Source organism: Streptomyces sp. NPDC030991 (genome assembly GCF_055571235.1).
On record NZ_JBVIFR010000012.1, the window covers coordinates 273662 to 290123 of the forward strand.

Below are 16462 nucleotides of genomic sequence, written 5' to 3' on the forward strand. Positions count from 1 at the left end.
CGGTACGCGGGGGCCCTGGCCCCGGGGCGGTTACCGGCGAATCGAGGTGTCCCCCTTGACAGTCGGCCGCCCGGCCACCCGGCCGCCCGGGTCAGTCCTCGTGGCCCAGTTGCAGATCCCGCTCCGTACGGCCGCCGCCCGCGACCTGGAGAACCGTGGCCACCGGCGGGTAGCCGGCCGCGATCACCGTGTACTCGCCCGACGAGAGGTCGACGAAGCGGAACGTCCCGTCCGGCCCGGTCGTCAGCGTGTCCACCACATTGCCCGCGGCGTCGAGCAGCGTGACCCGGGCCTCCTCCACGGCGCGCCCGCCACTGGCCCGCACGGTGCCGCGCAGCACCGCCCCGCCCGCCAGCTCCACGTCCTGGCGGGTCTCGCGGGCGGCCATCACCGTGACGGGCAGGGCCGCCGGGCGGAACGCGGGCGCGCTCGCGGCCAGGGTGTACTCCCCGGCCACCAACTCCGTGATGACGTAGGCGCCTTCGCGTCCGCTGCGGGTGGCCGAGACGACCTCGCCGTGCACGTTGGTCAGCGTGACGATGGCGTCCCGCACCGGGGTGCCGTCGGCGGTGCGGACGGAGCCCGCGAGGCGGCCCGCGCCGCCGAGCACCACGTCGAGCTCCACGGGCCGCTCCCCCACCGTGACCGTCACGGCCTGCGGCTGGTGCCCACCGGCCGCCGCGATCAGTACGTAACTGCCCGCGCCCGGCGTCGACAGCGCGTACCGGCCGTCGTCGCCGCTGGCGCCGCGCCCGATCTGGGTGCCGCCGACGTCGATGAGGGTGAGCGCGGCGCGCGGCACGGCGGTGCCGTCGGAGTGCTGCACCGTTCCGCAGACCGGGACCCCGGCGGCGTACGGGACGCGCTCCTGTGCGGGCACGGCGGGGGTGACGGGGTGCTCGGCGGGGGCTGTGCTGGACAACAGGGGTGTCTCCTTGATGAAGAAGGCGAGGAGCAGGCCCAGGACGAGGACCGGGACCAAGTAGAGGAAGATGCGGGGCATCGCGTCCGCGTACGCCTGGATGTACGGGGTGCGCAGCGCCTCGGGCATCGCGTGCACGAGCTGCGGGGTGATGGACTCGGCGTCGAGCCCCGCGGGCAGTCCGGCGCCGGAGGCGGGGAGCCGGTCGGCGAGGGCGTCGGCGAGCCGGTTCGCGAAGAGCGTGCCGAAGATGGCGGCGCCGACGCTGCCGCCGATCTGCCGGAAGTAGTTGTTGGCGCTGGTGGCGGTGCCGAGGTCGCCGGGGCGCACCGAGTTCTGCACGGCGAGGACGAGGACCGGCATGATCAGGCCGATGCCCGCGCCGAGGACGGCCATGTAGACGCTGTATTCGAGGCGCGGGGTCTCCACCTCCAGGCGCGACAGCAGATACATGCCGAGGGCGGAGAGGGCGCCGCCGAGGATCGGGTAGAGCTTGTAGCGGCCGGTGTGGCTGATGAGCTGGCCGGAGAGGATCGAGGCGCCGACGACGCCGCCCATCATGGGGAGCATGAGCAGTCCGGACTCGGTGGCGGTGGCCCCGTCGACCATCTGCAGGAACGTCGGCAGGTAGCTGGCCGCGCCGAAGAGGGCGACGCCGACGACCATGCCGACGAACCCGCTGAGGTTGAAGACGGAGTCGCGGAACAGCCGCAGCGGGATGAGGGGTTCGGCCGCGTACTTCTCGGCGACGACGAAGAGCGCCGCCGAGAGAACCGCTCCGGCGCCGAGACCGATGATGACCCGGTCGCCCCACGCGTACTGCGTGCCGCCCCAACTGGTCAGCAGCACCAGGCAGGTGGAGGCCGAGGCGAGCAACAGGGCGCCCGGCACGTCGAGTCGGGGCTTCTTGGTGGGCTTGGGGAGCTTGAGGACGACGGCCGTGACGGCGAGCGTGAGCAGGCCGAAGGGGACGTTGAAGTAGAAGCACCAGCGCCACGAGAGGTGGTCGGTGAAGTAGCCGCCGAGCAGCGGCCCCGCGACCGAGGCGAGGCCGAACGCGGCGCCGATCAGCCCCATGTAGCGGCCCCGCTCCCGGGGCGGAACGATGTCGCCGATGATCGCCTGCACGCCGATCATGAGGCCGCCGGCGCCGACGCCCTGGACCGCGCGGAACGCGATGAGCTGGTCCATGCTCTGCGCCCGGCCGGCCAGGGCCGAGCCGATGACGAACACGACGATCGCGAACTGGAAGACGCCCTTGCGGCCGAAGAGATCGCCGAGCTTGCCGTAGATCGGCAGGCCGATGGTGGAGGTCAGCAGGTAGGCGGTGATCGCCCAGGACATCTTGTCGAGGCCGTGCAGCTCACCGACGATCTTCGGGAGCGCGGTGGCGACGATCATCTGCTCCAGCGCGGCGAGCAGCAGCGCCAGCATCAGGCCGACGAAGACCATCCGGACGCGGCGCGGGCCGAGCTCCGCGCCGGGCAACTGCTCTGGTACGGCGGCCTGTTGCGCCGCCGGAGCGGCGTCCGCCGGAGCCGGCCCCCGAACCGCCTCCCGCTCCCCCGCGGGTTCGGCCGCCAGCGTCGTCGTGCCCACCTACTGCTCCCCTCGTCGCCCTTACGCGGCCCATTTCTCGCATTACGCGACAACGGGGGCAAGCGCGACGAGGTGCACATCGGACCGGCTCGACCGGCGTATGCGCCGGTCGGAGCCCCACGGCGTACAACGGAGGCGGAACGAGAACCACTCGAATCGGTGAGCGGCAGATCGGTGTTCGGTTCGCGTCCGAGAGGGTGCGCGCCGCGTCACTTCTCCACTTCGGCGGCGAGCTTGGCGAGTACGGCGTCGTAGATGCGGCCGAGGCCCTTGGGGGCGAAGGTCTTCTCGAAGAATCCGCCGATGCCGCCCGCCCCGTTCCACACGGTCGTCACGACGACGCGCGAGCGGCCCTCGCCGGCGGGGGTGACGCGCCAGGTCGTCACCATCGAGGAGTTGCGGTCCTTCTCCACGAGCTCACCGTCGGTGGGCTCGGTGACGTCGAGCAGGCAGTCGCGGATGCGCTTGCTGGTGGCCTGGAGCTTCCAGTGGACGACCGTGGGCTCGCCGTCGCCGCCCTCGCGCACCTCGTACTCGCTGAAGTGCTCGGTCAGCAGCTTCGCCCGGGTGCCGTTGTAGTCGGCGAGGGCGTCGAACACGTCGTCCGGCTTCGCGGCGACGACACGTTCCGTGGTGGCCTCGACCTGCGCCATGGCTCATCCTCCAGCACTTGGTTCCTGTGGGCGCCGCCAAGCCAACCACCCCGGGTGCGAGCCGCCAAAACCGGGGTACGGAGCGGGCCGCACGATCAAGGGAACATGTGTTCTATTGTGGGGTCAGTGCTACCGAGGAGGCGTCATGCGCTGGGAGAACCTCACGGACGACCGGGCCGAACACGGCCGGGCGCCGGACGCCGCGCTGTTCGGCGCGGAGGCGGTCACGACCCGCATTGTCGACACCCCCGAGTTCCGCGGAGTGACGTTCCACGAGATCCGGGCGCGGTCGATCGTGAACCGGGTGCCGGGGGCGTCCCGGATGCCGTTCGAATGGACGGTCAACCCCTACCGGGGCTGCACGCACGCGTGCGTCTACTGCTTCGCCCGCAACACCCACCGCTATCTGGACCTGGACACCGGGCTCGGCTTCGACAGCCAGATCGTGGTGAAGGTGAACGCGCCGGAGCTGCTGCGCCGCCACCTCGCCTCGCACCGCTGGCAGGGCGACCACATCGCGATGGGCACGAACGTCGACTGCTACCAACGGGCCGAGGGCCGCTACCGGTTGATGCCCGGCATCATCGAGGCACTGCGCGACCACGCGAACCCGTTCTCCGTCCTGACCAAGGGCACGCTGATCCTGCGCGACCTCGATCTGCTGCGCCAGGCGGCCGAGGTGACGGACGTCGGCATCTCGGTGTCGGTCGGCTTCATGGACCAGGAGCTGTGGCGCACCGTCGAGCCGGGCACGCCCGCGCCCGAGCGCCGGCTCGATGTCGTGCGGGCCCTCACCGACGCGGGGATCGGCTGCGGCGTGCTGATGGCGCCGGTGATCCCGTTCCTCGGCGACCGTCCGGAGCAGCTGCGGGCGACGGTGCGGGAGATCGCGCGGGCCGGGGCCACGTCCGTGACACCGCTCGTGCTGCATCTGCGTCCGGGGGCGCGGGAGTGGTTCATGGGCTGGCTCGGCGAGCACCACCCGTATCTGGTGCGGCGTTACGAGCGGCTGTACGCGGAGGGCGCGTACGCCCCGAAGTGGTACCAGCGGCGGCTGACGCGGCAGGTGCACGAGCTGGCCGAGGAGTACGGGATCGGGCCCTCGCGCGCGGGGCTGCCGCGGCGCGTGCGCGTACCGGAGCAGGGCGCGGCGCCCGACACGTCCGCGCCGACGCAGCTCACCCTGTTGTGAGCGGTGCGCCCGGGTGACGCCGCGTCAGCTCATGGGGTGTCGAGCGGGCGGCATCGAGCGCGCGATCGGGTCAAATTCTGACAGAACGGATTCTTTCCCCCACTGTGCACGGGAACATGCCGCCAGGAGCGTGGACCCGCGGTCCTGACCCTCCGTCCTGGGAGGACCCATGAAGAAACGCGCAGTCGTCCTGTCCGCAGCCGCCGTACTGGCCGCCTCCACGGCCGCCACGACCACCGGCGCCGCGGGCGCCGCCGCCGAGTCGGCCCGGCCGGTCCCGCGCGCCGCCGCCGTCAGCTGGAAGAAGTGCGGCACGAAGGAGTACCCGACGCTCCAGTGCGCGTCGTTGCGGGTGCCGCTGGACCACGACCGCGCGCAGGGGCGGCAGATCACCCTCGCTCTGTCGCGGGTCCCGCACACGGCGAAGAAGTCCCAGGGTCCGCTCCTGGTGAACCCGGGCGGGCCCGGTGGCAGCGGGCTCACGCTCGCGGGGTTCGTGGCGTCGAGCCTGCCGAAGAAGGTCGCCGCGCAGTACGACGTCATCGGCTTCGACCCGCGCGGCGTCGGCAGAAGCAGACCCGCCCTGGACTGCAAGCCCGGCTACTTCAAACCCGTGCGCCCGCCGAGTGTGCCGAAGAAGGAGGCGATCGAGCGGGCCAACACCGAGCGCGCCGCCTCGTTCGCGCGGGCCTGCGGCAAGAAGTACGCGGATGTCCTGCCGTTCATCGACACGGTCAGCACCGTCAGGGACATGGACGCGATCCGGGCCGCGCTCGGTGCGCGGCGGATCAACTACTTCGGCTACTCCTACGGCACCTATCTGGGCGCGGTCTACGCGAAGTACTTCCCCGAGCGGGTCCGGCGCCTCGTCCTCGACTCGATCGTGGACCCGGAGGGCGTCTGGTACCAGGACAATCTCCGGCAGGACCGCGCCTTCACCGAGCGGCAGCGGGCGTTCTCGGCGTGGGTCGCCAAGCACGACGCGGCGTACGGACTGGGCAAGGACCCGGCCCGCGTCGAGGCCAAGTGGTACGCGATGCGCGACGCGCTGGCGAAGAAGCCCGCGGGCAAGAAGGTGGGCCCGGCCGAGCTGGAGGACACGTTCCTGCCGGGCGGCTACTACAACGGGTACTGGCCCTATCTGGCCGACGCGTTCTCGGCGTACGTGAAGACCAAGGACGCGGACCCACTGGTCGAGGCGTACGAGAACTTCGCGGAGATCGACGCCTCCGGGGACAACGGCTACAGCGTCTACTCGGCCGTGCAGTGCCGGGACGCCTGGTGGCCGCGGGACTGGAACCAGTGGCGCGACGACAACGCGCGCGTGCACGAGGAGGCCCCGTTCTCCACGTGGAACAACGCCTGGTACAACGCGCCCTGCGCGTTCTGGCCGACGAGGACGCTGCACCCGAGGAGCGTGTCGAACACCTCGCTCCCTCCGGTCCTGCTGTTCCAGGCGACGGACGACGGGGCGACCCCGTACCAGGGCGGTGTCACGATGCATCGCCTGCTGCGCGGATCGAGCCTGGTGGTCGAGGAGGGCGGCGGCAATCACGGCATCACGCTCAGCGGGAGCGCCTGCCTCGATCGTCACCTGGCGACCTACCTCACGTCCGGCGAGGTGCCGCGCGGGGACGGCGACGCCGAGGCCGACGCGGTGTGCAAGAAGCAGCCGGACCCGAAGCCCCTGAGGACGAAGGCGGCGGCATCGTCCCCGCCGCCCGCGTCGCGGGGCGCCGCGCTCCACGGCCTGCTCGGCACGCGGGGCTGACCGGGCCGCTCACGGGGCGGGCCAGGCTGTTCCGCCTCATCTCTGGGGGAGGCGGGCCAGTGCCGCCGCGGCCGCCATGGCCAGGCGCGGGTGGGTGCTCGCCTCCGTGAGGACGTCGCGGGCGCGGGGGTCCGCGAGGCTGCCGAGGCCCTCCACACAGGCGAGGGCCACCTTGCGGTACGGGTCGTGCGGCGCAAGGCGGCGGCGGAGCGTGGTGATCAGGGCCGGGGCCGATTCGGGGGCCCTGAGCTGGGTGAGCAGGCGGATGGGGTGCAGGGCGTAGGCGACGCGCAGCTCGTTGGTGGCGAGGGCCGCCGCGGCGCGGGCCGTGCGCGGGTCGCCCAGCGCCGCCAGCGCCCGGGCCGCCGCCGCGCAGCGTTCCGGATCGCGGTGGTTCAGGAGCAGGACGAGGGCTTCGAAGGCGCGGCTGTCACCGGCGACACCGAGCCGGTAGGCCGCCAACTCCCGAGCCCACAACGGCTGTTGCGGTGCGGTGAGCACCGCGGCCAGCTCATCCATGTCGCGCGTGGCGGCGAGCTGGTCGAAGGCGGGCGTGCCGCCGGATTCCTTCCGGATGCGTTCTGTCACCGTTCGCGACTCTTCGTCCATGAAGTCGAGGGTAGACGCGCCGGGCCTGCGGCGACGTAGATCACAGAGACTGGGCAACGCCGGGGGCTGGCGCGCTCGTTACTCGCCGGTTAATCTCATCTGAGCGGGGCACACTTCCCGCAGCACCACTTCCGCCGGCCTGGTGACGCAGCCGTCGGGGGTGCAGTCGGTTCGGTACGCGCTACCGAAGTTCGAGCAGGACGGCATGGCTCCGGGACAGGGCCTGTCGGCTTTCCGTGCGCGGCCTCTGCCGGCCCGCCACGTTCACCTCTCCGTACGCCACACGCCGCACGCCTCTCCGGCGGCGCTCGCGCGTACGCCCTCGGTCGTCACCCTCACTTCTGGAGTTCCCGGATGGACGCTCCCCTGTCCCGCATCTCGACCGTGGCCGTCGTCGGCCTCGGCACCATGGGCACCGGCATCGCCGAGGTCCTCGCCCGCGCCGGGCGCGAGGTCATCGGCATCGACATCAGCGAGACCGCCACCGCGCAGGCCGTCGTGGCACTGGAGTCCTCGACGGCGCGTGCGGTGCGCCGCGAGCACCTCACCGGCCAGGAGCGCACCGAGCTGCTCGCCCGCTTCCGTACCTTCACGGATCTGCAGGCCGCGGCCGACGCCGACCTCGTGATCGAGGTCGTCCCCGAGTCGTACGAGATCAAGCAGCAGGTCTTCCGGGCGCTGGACGGGATCGTGCGGCCCGAGGCCATCCTCGCCACCGGCACCAACGCCCTGTCCGTGACGCGGCTCGCGGCCGACTCCGCCCGGCCCGAGCGCGTCCTCGGACTGCACTTCTTCAACCCGGCCCCCGCGATGAAGCTCGTCGAGGTGGTCTCCAGCGTGCTCACCGCGCCCGTCGCGATCGCCGCCGTCACCGATCTCGCGCTCGAACTGGGCAAGGAGCCGGTCGCGGTGGGCGACCGACCCGGATTCGTCGCCGACGGCCTGCTGTTCGGCTACCTCAACCAGGCCGCCGCCATGTACGAGGCCAAGTACGCCTCGCGCGAGGACATCGACGCCGCGATGAAGCTGGGCTGCGGGCTGCCCATGGGGCCTCTCGCCCTGCTCGACCTGATCGGCGTGGACACCGCGCGCACCGTGCTCGACGCCATGTACGCGGAGTCGCGGGACCGGCTGCACGCGCCCGCGCCGGTCCTCAAGCAGCTCAGCGAGGCGGGCCTGACCGGCCGCAAGGCGGGCCGCGGCTTCTACACGTACGAGGAGCCGGGCAGCTCCGTCGTGGTGCGCGACGCCCTGACGCCGTCGGCCGGGGACGCGCCGGGCGCCACCCGCCCGGTCCGCTCCGTCGGGGTCGCGGGCTCCGGCACGATGGCCTCCGGTATCGCCGAGGTCTTCGCGAAGGCCGGTTACGACGTCGTCCTCGCCGCCCGCAGCGAGGAGAAGGCCGAGAAGGCCAAGTCCCGTATCAACAAGTCACTTTCGCGCTCTGTCGACAAGGGCCGGATGACGGCGGAGGCCGCCGCGCAGACGCTCGGGCGGATCACGCCCGCCGGCTCCTACGACGCGTTCGCCGACGTCGATCTCGCGCTGGAGGCGGTCGCCGAGGACCTGGAGATCAAGCGGCAGCTGTTCGCGACGTTCGACAAGGTCTGCAAGCCCGGCGCGATCCTGGCCACCACGACCTCGTCGCTGCCGGTCGTCGCGCTCGCCCGGGCCACCTCGCGCCCGCAGGACGTGATCGGCATGCACTTCTTCAACCCGGCCCCGGCGATGAAGCTCGTCGAGGTGGTGCGGACCGTGCTGACCACGGACGACGTGCACACCACCGTCCGCGCTCTGACCCTCGACATCCGCAAGCACCCGGTGGACTGCGGCGACCGGGCCGGGTTCATCGTGAACGCTTTGCTGTTCCCGTACCTGAACAACGCGATCAAGATGGTGCAGGAGCACTACGCCACGCTCGACGACATCGACGCCGCGATGAAGCTCGGCGGCGGCTACCCGATGGGCCCGTTCGAACTGCTGGACGTGGTCGGCCTCGACGTCTCCCTCGCCATCGAGAAGGTGCTGCACCGCGAGTTCCGCGACCCGGGCCTCGCCCCCGCTCCGCTGCTCGAACACCTGGTGGCCGCGGGCTGCCTCGGCCGCAAGACAGGTCGTGGCTTCCGCGAATATGCCCGGCGCTGAGCCGGACGGGGAGAGCGGGGCCGGCTGGGGCGGGCTGCTCGGAGCACCGGGCAGCCCGCTCACCGGGGAGCGTCCGGGAACGTACATGCAGTACGTTCGGGGCATGACGCCCGCTCATAAGGCCGCCCAGCCCTCCCGCACCCCCGCTACGCCCGACGCTCCGGAGAGCGCCGCCGGCAACCGGGCGGCCGCCCAGCGGCTCAAGATGCGCCGTGAGCTGGCCGCCGCGGCGATGGAACTCTTCGCCACGAAGGGGTACGAGGCGACGACGGTCGACGAGATCGCCGCACAGGCCGGCGTCGCGCGCCGCACCTTCTTCCGCCACTTCCGTTCGAAGGAAGAGGCGATCTTCCCGGACCACGACGACACCCTGGTCCGCGCCGAGGCCGTCCTGAACGCGGCACCACCGCTCGAACACCCGCTCGACACCGTGTGCCGCGGCATCAAGGAAGTCATGAAGATGTACGCCGCGTCCCCCGCCGTGGCCGTGGAGCGCTACCGGCTGACCCGCGAGGTGCCCACGCTGCGCGAGCGCGAGATCTCCTCGGTCGCCCGCTACGAGCGCCTCTTCACCCGCTATCTGCTCGGCCACTTCGACGAGCAGGCGCACCACGACGGCAACGACGACCCGCTGCTCGCCGAGGTCGCCGCCTCCGCCGTCGTCACCGCCCACAACCACGTGCTGCGCCGCTGGCTCCGGGCCGGCGGCCAGGGCGACGTGGAGGCCCAGCTCGACCGCGCCTTCGCGATCGTGCGCCGCACCTTCGGCAGCGGCATCGGAGCCGGCCGCACGGCCACCGCCCAGCCGCCGGCCCAGGTCTCGCACTCAGGCGAGGTACTGGTGGCGGTGGCCCGCACGGACGCGCCGCTCCCCGAGGTCATGCGCACCATCGAGGAAGCCCTCCGCAACCACTAGATCCTGCCGTCCCGGAACTCCGGCCCCTCACCTGGCACTGCGTGCCAGGTGAGGGGCTTTCTTTATGCGCCGGACAGTCCCCCGGACCCGCCTTGATCGATCATCGATCCCTTGCAGTGCGGTCCCACACGCCTCTGACCTCCAATGATCGATCATCGCTCACCTGTCGCGTAAATATTTCACCTGAGCGAAATTGATGGCACGCAGTGCCTTGCGGCCTGTCACCGTGTGCCATACGTTGAAGGAGTCCGGGCGGCCGGCGTACAGAGAACTTCCGTACGCCGGCTGTCCCCGCAAGCCGCGACCGACCGTGGCCCGCGCGCCCGGACGCCTGCGTCACAGGCAACCTTCCGCGCCACACCAAGCGCTGCCACCGCACCACCCCGCCGAACCGACGGCACGCTCCACCCACCCGCAGCCACCCAACCCCGACTCAGCGTTCCCCTCGACGCTCTTCGCCGGAGGCACCATCGTGAAGGAAATCCTGGACGCGATTCAGTCGCAGACCGCCACGTCTGCCGACTTCGCCGCCCTGCCGCTGCCCGACTCGTACCGCGCGATCACCGTGCACAAGGACGAGACGGAGATGTTCGCCGGGCTGGAGTCCCGCGAGAAGGACCCGCGCAAGTCGATCCACCTGGACGACGTGCCGGTGCCCGAACTCGGCCCGGGCGAGGCCCTGGTGGCCGTGATGGCCTCCTCGGTCAACTACAACTCCGTGTGGACCTCGATCTTCGAACCGGTCTCCACCTTCAGCTTCCTGGAGCGGTACGGCCGCCTCAGCGAGCTGACCAAGCGCCACGACCTGCCGTACCACATCATCGGCTCCGACCTGGCGGGCGTCGTGCTGCGCACCGGTCCCGGCGTCAACGCCTGGAACCCCGGTGACGAGGTCGTCGCGCACTGCCTGAGCGTCGAACTGGAGTCGTCGGACGGCCACAACGACACAATGCTCGACCCCGAGCAGCGCATCTGGGGCTTCGAGACCAACTTCGGCGGCCTGGCGGAGATCGCCCTCGTCAAGTCCAACCAGCTGATGCCCAAGCCCGACCACCTCAGCTGGGAGGAGGCGGCGGCTCCCGGCCTCGTCAACTCCACCGCGTACCGCCAGCTGGTCTCGCGCAACGGCGCCGGCATGAAGCAGGGCGACAACGTGCTGATCTGGGGCGCGAGCGGCGGCCTCGGCAGCTACGCCACCCAGTTCGCGCTGGCCGGCGGCGCCAACCCGATCTGCGTCGTGAGCAGCGAGCAGAAGGCGGAGATCTGCCGGAAGATGGGCGCCGAGGCGATCATCGACCGCAACGCCGAGGGCTACAAGTTCTGGAAGGACGAGCACACCCAGGACCCCAAGGAGTGGAAGCGCTTCGGCAAGCGCATCCGCGAGTTCACCGGCGGCGAGGACATCGACATCGTCTTCGAGCACCCGGGCCGCGAGACGTTCGGCGCCTCCGTCTACGTCACGCGCAAGGGCGGCACCATCACCACCTGCGCCTCCACCTCCGGCTACATGCACGAGTACGACAACCGCTACCTGTGGATGTCGCTGAAGCGGATCATCGGCTCGCACTTCGCCAACTACCGCGAGGCGTGGGAGGCGAACCGCCTGATCGCCAAGGGCAAGATCCACCCGACGCTCTCGAAGACGTACGCCCTCGAAGACACCGGCCAGGCCGCGTACGACGTGCACCGCAACCTCCACCAGGGCAAGGTCGGCGTCCTCGCCCTCGCGCCGAAGGAGGGCCTCGGCGTGCGCGACCACGACAAGCGCGCCCAGCACATCGACGCCATCAACCGCTTCCGGAACGTCTGAACCCCCAGGGGAGCAACCGCTGATGACTGAGCGTCAGAAGGACCGGCCGTGGTTGATGCGCACCTACGCCGGTCACTCCACGGCCGAGGCGTCCAACGAGCTGTACCGGCGCAACCTCGCCAAGGGCCAGACGGGTCTTTCGGTCGCCTTCGACCTGCCGACCCAGACGGGCTACGACCCGGACCACGTCCTCGCCCGCGGCGAGGTCGGCCGGGTCGGCGTGCCGGTCTCGCACCTCGGTGACATGCGGCGCCTGTTCCAGGACATCCCCCTGGACCAGATGAACACCTCGATGACCATCAACGCCACCGCCATGTGGCTTCTGGCGCTCTACCAGGTCGTCGCCGAGGAGCAGGGCCTCGACATCGCGGCGCTCCAGGGCACGACGCAGAACGACATCGTCAAGGAGTACCTGTCCCGCGGGACGCACGTCTTCCCGCCGGGCCCCTCCCTCCGCCTGACGACCGACATGATCGCCTACACGGTCTCCCACATCCCCAAGTGGAACCCGATCAACATCTGCTCGTACCACCTCCAGGAGGCGGGGGCCACACCGGTCCAGGAGATCGCCTACGCGATGTCCACCGCCGTCGCCGTTCTCGATGCCGTACGCGACTCGGGGCAGGTCCCCGCCGAGAAGTTCGGGGACGTCGTGGCCCGCATCTCCTTCTTCGTGAACGCGGGCGTCCGCTTCATCGAGGAGATGTGCAAGATGCGGGCGTTCGGGCGGATCTGGGACCAGATCACGCGCGAGCGGTACGGCATCGAGAACGCGAAGCAGCGCCGCTTCCGGTACGGCGTGCAGGTCAACTCGCTCGGCCTGACCGAGGCGCAGCCGGAGAACAACGTCCAGCGGATCGTGCTGGAGATGCTGGCTGTCACGCTCTCCAAGGACGCCCGCGCCCGCGCCGTCCAACTCCCCGCCTGGAACGAGGCGTTGGGCCTGCCCCGGCCCTGGGACCAGCAGTGGTCGCTGCGCATCCAGCAGGTCCTCGCCCACGAGAGCGACCTGCTGGAGTACGAGGACATCTTCGCGGGCTCGCACGTGGTCGAGAAGAAGGTCGACGCGCTGGTCACCGAGTCCCTCGCCGAGATCGAGCGGATCCAGGAGATGGGCGGCGCGATGGCCGCCGTCGAGTCCGGCTACCTCAAGTCGCAGCTCGTCTCCTCGCACGCCGAGCGCCGGGCCCGGATCGAGGGCGGCGAGGAGAAGATCGTCGGCGTCAACATCTACGAGTCGACCGAGCCGAACCCGCTCACCGCCGACCTGGACGCCGCGATCATGACGGTCGACCACCAGGTGGAGGCGCGGGTCGTGCGGGCCATCGGCGAGTGGCGCACCACGCGTCAGGAGTCGAGCGACCGGCAGGGCCTGGGCGACCCGTTCCACTACCCGACCACCGGGCAGGCCCTGGAGCGCCTGAAGGAGGCGGCCGCCGGCACCGAGAACCTCATGGAGGCCACCCTCGAATGCGCCCGCGCCGGCGTCACGACCGGCGAGTGGTCCGAGGCACTGCGCGAGGTGTTCGGCGAGTTCCGGGCGCCCACCGGGGTCTCCTCCGCGCCGGTCGCGGTGACCGCCGAGGAGGGCACACCGCTGGCGCTGGTCCGCGAGAAGGTCCGGCGCACCGGGGACGAGCTCGGCGGCAAGCTGCGCCTGCTCGTCGGCAAGCCCGGCCTCGACGGCCACTCCAACGGCGCCGAGCAGATCGCCGTACGGGCCCGCGACGCCGGGTTCGAGGTGGTCTACCAGGGCATCCGGCTCACCCCCGAACAGATCGTCTCCGCCGCACTGGCCGAGGACGTGCACTGCGTCGGCCTGTCGATCCTCTCCGGGTCGCACGCCGAGCTGGTGCCGGACGTCCTCACCCGCCTGCGTGAGGCGGGCGCCCCCGACATCCCCGTGATCGTCGGCGGCATCATCCCGGGCGCCGACGCCGAGGAGCTGAAGCGGGCGGGTGTCGCCGCCGTCTTCACCCCCAAGGACTTCGGCATCACGGAGATCATCGGCCGTATCGTCGACGAGATCCGGCTAGCGAACAAGCTCGACCCACTGGAGGTCCCCGCATGACTCAGGTCAACCGCCTTCGCCCGCGCCGCTCGTGTCTGGCCGTGCCCGGCTCGAACCCGCGCTTCCTGGAGAAGGCCCAGGGCCTCGCGGCCGACCAGGTCTTCCTCGACCTGGAGGACGCCTGCGCGCCGCTCGCGAAGCCGGACGCCCGGCACACCATCGTCAAGTTCCTCAACGAGGGCGACTGGACGGGCAAGACACGGGTCGTGCGCGTCAACGACTGGACGACCGAGTGGACGTACCGGGACGTCGTGACGGTCGTCGAGGGCGCGGGCCAGAACCTGGACTGCATCATGCTGCCGAAGGTGCAGAGTGCCGACCAGGTCGTCGCCCTCGATCTGCTGCTCACGCAGATCGAGAAGACGATGGGCTTCGAGGTCGGCAAGATCGGCATCGAGGCGCAGATCGAGAACGCGCAAGGCCTGAACAACGTGAACGCGATCGCGCAGGCGTCCCCGCGCATCGAGACGATCATCTTCGGCCCGGCCGACTTCATGGCCTCCATCAACATGAAGTCCCTGGTCGTCGGCGAGCAGCCGCCCGGCTACGGCGCCGACGCGTACCACTACATCCTGATGAAGATCCTGATGGCGGCCCGCGCCAACGACCTCCAGGCGATCGACGGCCCCTACCTCCAGATCAAGAACGTGGACGGCTTCCGCGAGGTCGCGGGCCGCGCCGCCGCCCTCGGCTTCGACGGCAAGTGGGTGCTGCACCCCGGCCAGGTCGAGGCGGCCAACGAGGTCTTCTCGCCCTCGCAGGAGGACTACGACCACGCCGAGCTGATCCTGGACGCGTACGAGTACTGCACGTCCGAGGCGGGCGGCAAGAAGGGCTCGGCGATGCTCGGCGACGAGATGATCGACGAGGCGAGCCGGAAGATGGCGCTCGTCATCTCCGGTAAGGGCCGCGCGGCCGGCATGCGCCGCACGTCCACGTTCGAGGCCCCGGAGGCGTAGGACCATGCAATTCGGCCGCACTTACGAAGAGTTCACCGTCGGGGACGTCTACAAGCACTGGCCGGGGAAGACGGTCACCGAGTACGACGACCACCTCTTCTGTCTGCTGACGATGAACCACCACCCGCTCCACATGGACAGCAACTACGCGGAGAGGACGACCGACTTCGGCAAGAACGTCGTCGTCGGCAACTACATCTACTCCCTGCTGCTGGGCATGTCGGTGCCGGACGTCTCCGGCAAGGCGATCGCCAACCTGGAGGTCGAGTCGCTCAAGCACGTGGCACCGACCTTCCACGGCGACACCATCTACGGCGAGACGACGGTCCTCGACAAGACACCGTCCAGGTCCAAGTCGGACCGCGGCATCGTCCACGTGGAGACCAAGGGCTACAAGCAGGACGGCACGCTCGTCTGCGTCTTCCGCCGCAAGGTGATGGTGCCGACCGAGACCTACATCAAGGAGCGCGGCGGCGAGCAGCCCGGCCGCCCCCAGCTCAAGGAGCAGGAGAAGTAGCCATGGCGCGACTCGCCCGGACCGCCGGTCTCACCGACGTCCAGCAGGAAATCCTGTCCACGGTACGGGACTTCGTCGACAAGGAGATCATCCCGGTCGCCACCGAGCTCGAGCACCGCGACGAGTATCCGCAGGAGATCGTCGACGGGCTCAAGGAGTTGGGCCTGTTCGGGCTCATGATCCCCGAGGAGTACGGGGGTCTTGGCGAGTCGCTGCTCACGTACGCGCTGTGCGTGGAGGAGATCGCGCGGGGCTGGATGTCGGTCTCCGGCATCATCAACACCCACTTCATCGTGGCGTACATGCTCAAGCAGCACGGCACCCAGGAGCAGCGGGACCACTTCCTGCCGCGGATGGCGCTGGGTGAGGTGCGCGGCGCGTTCTCGATGTCGGAGCCCGCGCTCGGCTCGGACGTGTCGGCGATCTCGTCGAAGGCGGTCAAGGACGGCGACAAGTACGTCCTGAACGGTCAGAAGATGTGGCTGACCAACGGCGGCACGTCAACACTTGTGGCGGTTCTCACGCGCAGTGATGAAGGTCATCCCGAGGGCACGGCCCCGCACAAGTCGATGACGACCTTCCTGGTGGAGAAGGAGCCCGGTTTCGGCGAGGTCCGACCTGGCCTCACCATTCCCGGGAAGATCGACAAGATGGGTTACAAGGGGGTCGACACCACCGAATTGATCATGGATGGCCTGCGCATTCCGGCCAATTGTGTACTAGGCGGGCAGACCGGCCGAGGGTTTTACCAAATGATGGACGGCGTGGAGGTCGGCCGGGTCAATGTGGCGGCGCGTGGCTGCGGTGTCGCGCAGCGTGCTTTCGAACTCGGCGTCTCCTATGCCCAGCAACGTCACACTTTCGGCAAGCCCATCGCCCAGCACCAGGCGATCCAGTTCAAGCTGGCGGAGATGGCCACCAAGGTCGAGGCCGCGCATGCGATGATGGTGAACGCGGCACGCAAAAAGGACTCGGGGGAACGAAACGACCTCGAAGCGGGAATGGCCAAGTACCTGGCCTCCGAATACTGCAAAGAAGTCGTGGAGGACGCGTTCCGGATCCACGGTGGATACGGGTTCTCCAAGGAGTACGAGATCGAGCGCCTGTACCGTGAGGCGCCCATGCTGTTGATCGGTGAAGGTACCGCCGAAATCCAGAAAATGATCATTGGTCGTCGACTGCTCGAAGAGTATCGATTCCAGGGCTGAGCCTGGCGAGATGTCCTATTTCGGGGTGTTTTCTTCGCATGGAAGATCACACCCCGTCAACACTCTTCGGCCGCCGACTCGGCTTCCTGG

At 69.9% G+C, this 16462-nt stretch carries 12 protein-coding genes; 9 read left to right on the top strand and 3 right to left on the bottom strand.

Features of this window, described 5'->3' with window-relative positions:
• Positions 1–91: 91 nt before the first annotated feature.
• Together ACZ45E_RS23620 and ACZ45E_RS23625 are read right to left on the bottom strand one after the other, a co-directional pair.
• Positions 92–2521, bottom strand: a complete 2430-nt coding sequence (locus tag ACZ45E_RS23620; RefSeq protein ID WP_468223570.1) for an MFS transporter — start codon at positions 2519–2521, stop codon at positions 92–94.
• Between the two features lie 209 nt (positions 2522–2730).
• Positions 2731–3174, bottom strand: a complete 444-nt coding sequence (locus ACZ45E_RS23625; protein ID WP_468223573.1) for an SRPBCC family protein — start codon at positions 3172–3174, stop codon at positions 2731–2733.
• A 145-nt stretch (positions 3175–3319) separates the two neighbouring features.
• Between ACZ45E_RS23625 and ACZ45E_RS23630 the strand changes: the two genes are divergently transcribed.
• Both ACZ45E_RS23630 and ACZ45E_RS23635 read left to right on the top strand, forming a co-directional pair.
• Entirely contained in the window at positions 3320–4366 is a 1047-nt protein-coding gene (locus ACZ45E_RS23630) for an Rv2578c family radical SAM protein (protein ID WP_468223576.1), read from the top strand.
• Positions 4367–4535: 169 nt separating this feature from the next.
• Positions 4536–6137, top strand: coding sequence for an alpha/beta hydrolase (locus tag ACZ45E_RS23635; RefSeq protein ID WP_468223577.1), 1602 nt, complete (start codon positions 4536–4538; stop codon positions 6135–6137).
• Between the two features lie 36 nt (positions 6138–6173).
• Here the strand turns inward: ACZ45E_RS23635 and ACZ45E_RS23640 are convergent, their stop codons facing one another.
• Entirely contained in the window at positions 6174–6746 is a 573-nt protein-coding gene (locus ACZ45E_RS23640) for an adenylosuccinate lyase (protein WP_468223580.1), read from the bottom strand.
• A 354-nt stretch (positions 6747–7100) separates the two neighbouring features.
• Between ACZ45E_RS23640 and ACZ45E_RS23645 the strand changes: the two genes are divergently transcribed.
• The 7 genes from ACZ45E_RS23645 (at position 7101) to ACZ45E_RS23675 (ending at position 16372) form a co-directional block, all read left to right on the top strand.
• Positions 7101–8891 carry a 3-hydroxyacyl-CoA dehydrogenase family protein gene (locus tag ACZ45E_RS23645; RefSeq protein WP_468223582.1) on the top strand — a complete coding sequence of 597 codons (1791 nt, stop codon included), beginning with the start codon at positions 7101–7103 and terminating at the stop codon, positions 8889–8891.
• Positions 8892–8994: 103 nt separating this feature from the next.
• Positions 8995–9807, top strand: a complete 813-nt coding sequence (locus tag ACZ45E_RS23650; protein WP_468223584.1) for a TetR family transcriptional regulator — start codon at positions 8995–8997, stop codon at positions 9805–9807.
• Positions 9808–10279: 472 nt separating this feature from the next.
• On the top strand, positions 10280–11617 hold the full coding sequence (gene ccrA / locus ACZ45E_RS23655; RefSeq protein WP_468223585.1) for a crotonyl-CoA carboxylase/reductase: 1338 nt from the start codon (positions 10280–10282) through the stop codon (positions 11615–11617).
• A 22-nt stretch (positions 11618–11639) separates the two neighbouring features.
• Positions 11640–13688 (top strand): protein meaA, encoded by a 2049-nt coding sequence (locus tag ACZ45E_RS23660; protein ID WP_468223587.1) that lies wholly within the window; start codon positions 11640–11642, stop codon positions 13686–13688.
• The gene (locus tag ACZ45E_RS23665) at positions 13685–14647 is read left to right on the top strand and encodes an HpcH/HpaI aldolase/citrate lyase family protein (RefSeq protein ID WP_468223588.1); all 963 of its coding nucleotides are present in this window, start codon (positions 13685–13687) and stop codon (positions 14645–14647) included. The genes ACZ45E_RS23660 and ACZ45E_RS23665 overlap by 4 nt, the downstream gene beginning before the upstream one ends.
• A gap of 4 nt (positions 14648–14651) precedes the next feature.
• On the top strand, positions 14652–15164 hold the full coding sequence (locus ACZ45E_RS23670; protein WP_468223591.1) for a MaoC family dehydratase: 513 nt from the start codon (positions 14652–14654) through the stop codon (positions 15162–15164).
• A gap of 2 nt (positions 15165–15166) precedes the next feature.
• Positions 15167–16372, top strand: a complete 1206-nt coding sequence (locus tag ACZ45E_RS23675; RefSeq protein ID WP_468223593.1) for an acyl-CoA dehydrogenase family protein — start codon at positions 15167–15169, stop codon at positions 16370–16372.
• The last annotated feature ends 90 nt before the right edge of the window (positions 16373–16462 follow it).

Excerpts from the sequence above, each read along its gene's own strand:
- ACZ45E_RS23625 (WP_468223573.1), bottom strand. The coding sequence starts at position 3,174 with ATGGCGCAGGTCGAGGCCACCACGGAACGTGTCGTCGCCGCGAAGCCG.
- ACZ45E_RS23630 (WP_468223576.1), top strand. The coding sequence starts at position 3,320 with ATGCGCTGGGAGAACCTCACGGACGACCGGGCCGAACACGGCCGGGCG.
- ACZ45E_RS23635 (WP_468223577.1), top strand. The coding sequence starts at position 4,536 with ATGAAGAAACGCGCAGTCGTCCTGTCCGCAGCCGCCGTACTGGCCGCC.
- ACZ45E_RS23640 (WP_468223580.1), bottom strand. The coding sequence starts at position 6,746 with ATGGACGAAGAGTCGCGAACGGTGACAGAACGCATCCGGAAGGAATCC.
- ACZ45E_RS23645 (WP_468223582.1), top strand. The coding sequence starts at position 7,101 with ATGGACGCTCCCCTGTCCCGCATCTCGACCGTGGCCGTCGTCGGCCTC.
- ACZ45E_RS23650 (WP_468223584.1), top strand. The coding sequence starts at position 8,995 with ATGACGCCCGCTCATAAGGCCGCCCAGCCCTCCCGCACCCCCGCTACG.
- ACZ45E_RS23660 (WP_468223587.1), top strand. The coding sequence starts at position 11,640 with ATGACTGAGCGTCAGAAGGACCGGCCGTGGTTGATGCGCACCTACGCC.
- ACZ45E_RS23665 (WP_468223588.1), top strand. The coding sequence starts at position 13,685 with ATGACTCAGGTCAACCGCCTTCGCCCGCGCCGCTCGTGTCTGGCCGTG.
- ACZ45E_RS23670 (WP_468223591.1), top strand. The coding sequence starts at position 14,652 with ATGCAATTCGGCCGCACTTACGAAGAGTTCACCGTCGGGGACGTCTAC.
- ACZ45E_RS23675 (WP_468223593.1), top strand. The coding sequence starts at position 15,167 with ATGGCGCGACTCGCCCGGACCGCCGGTCTCACCGACGTCCAGCAGGAA.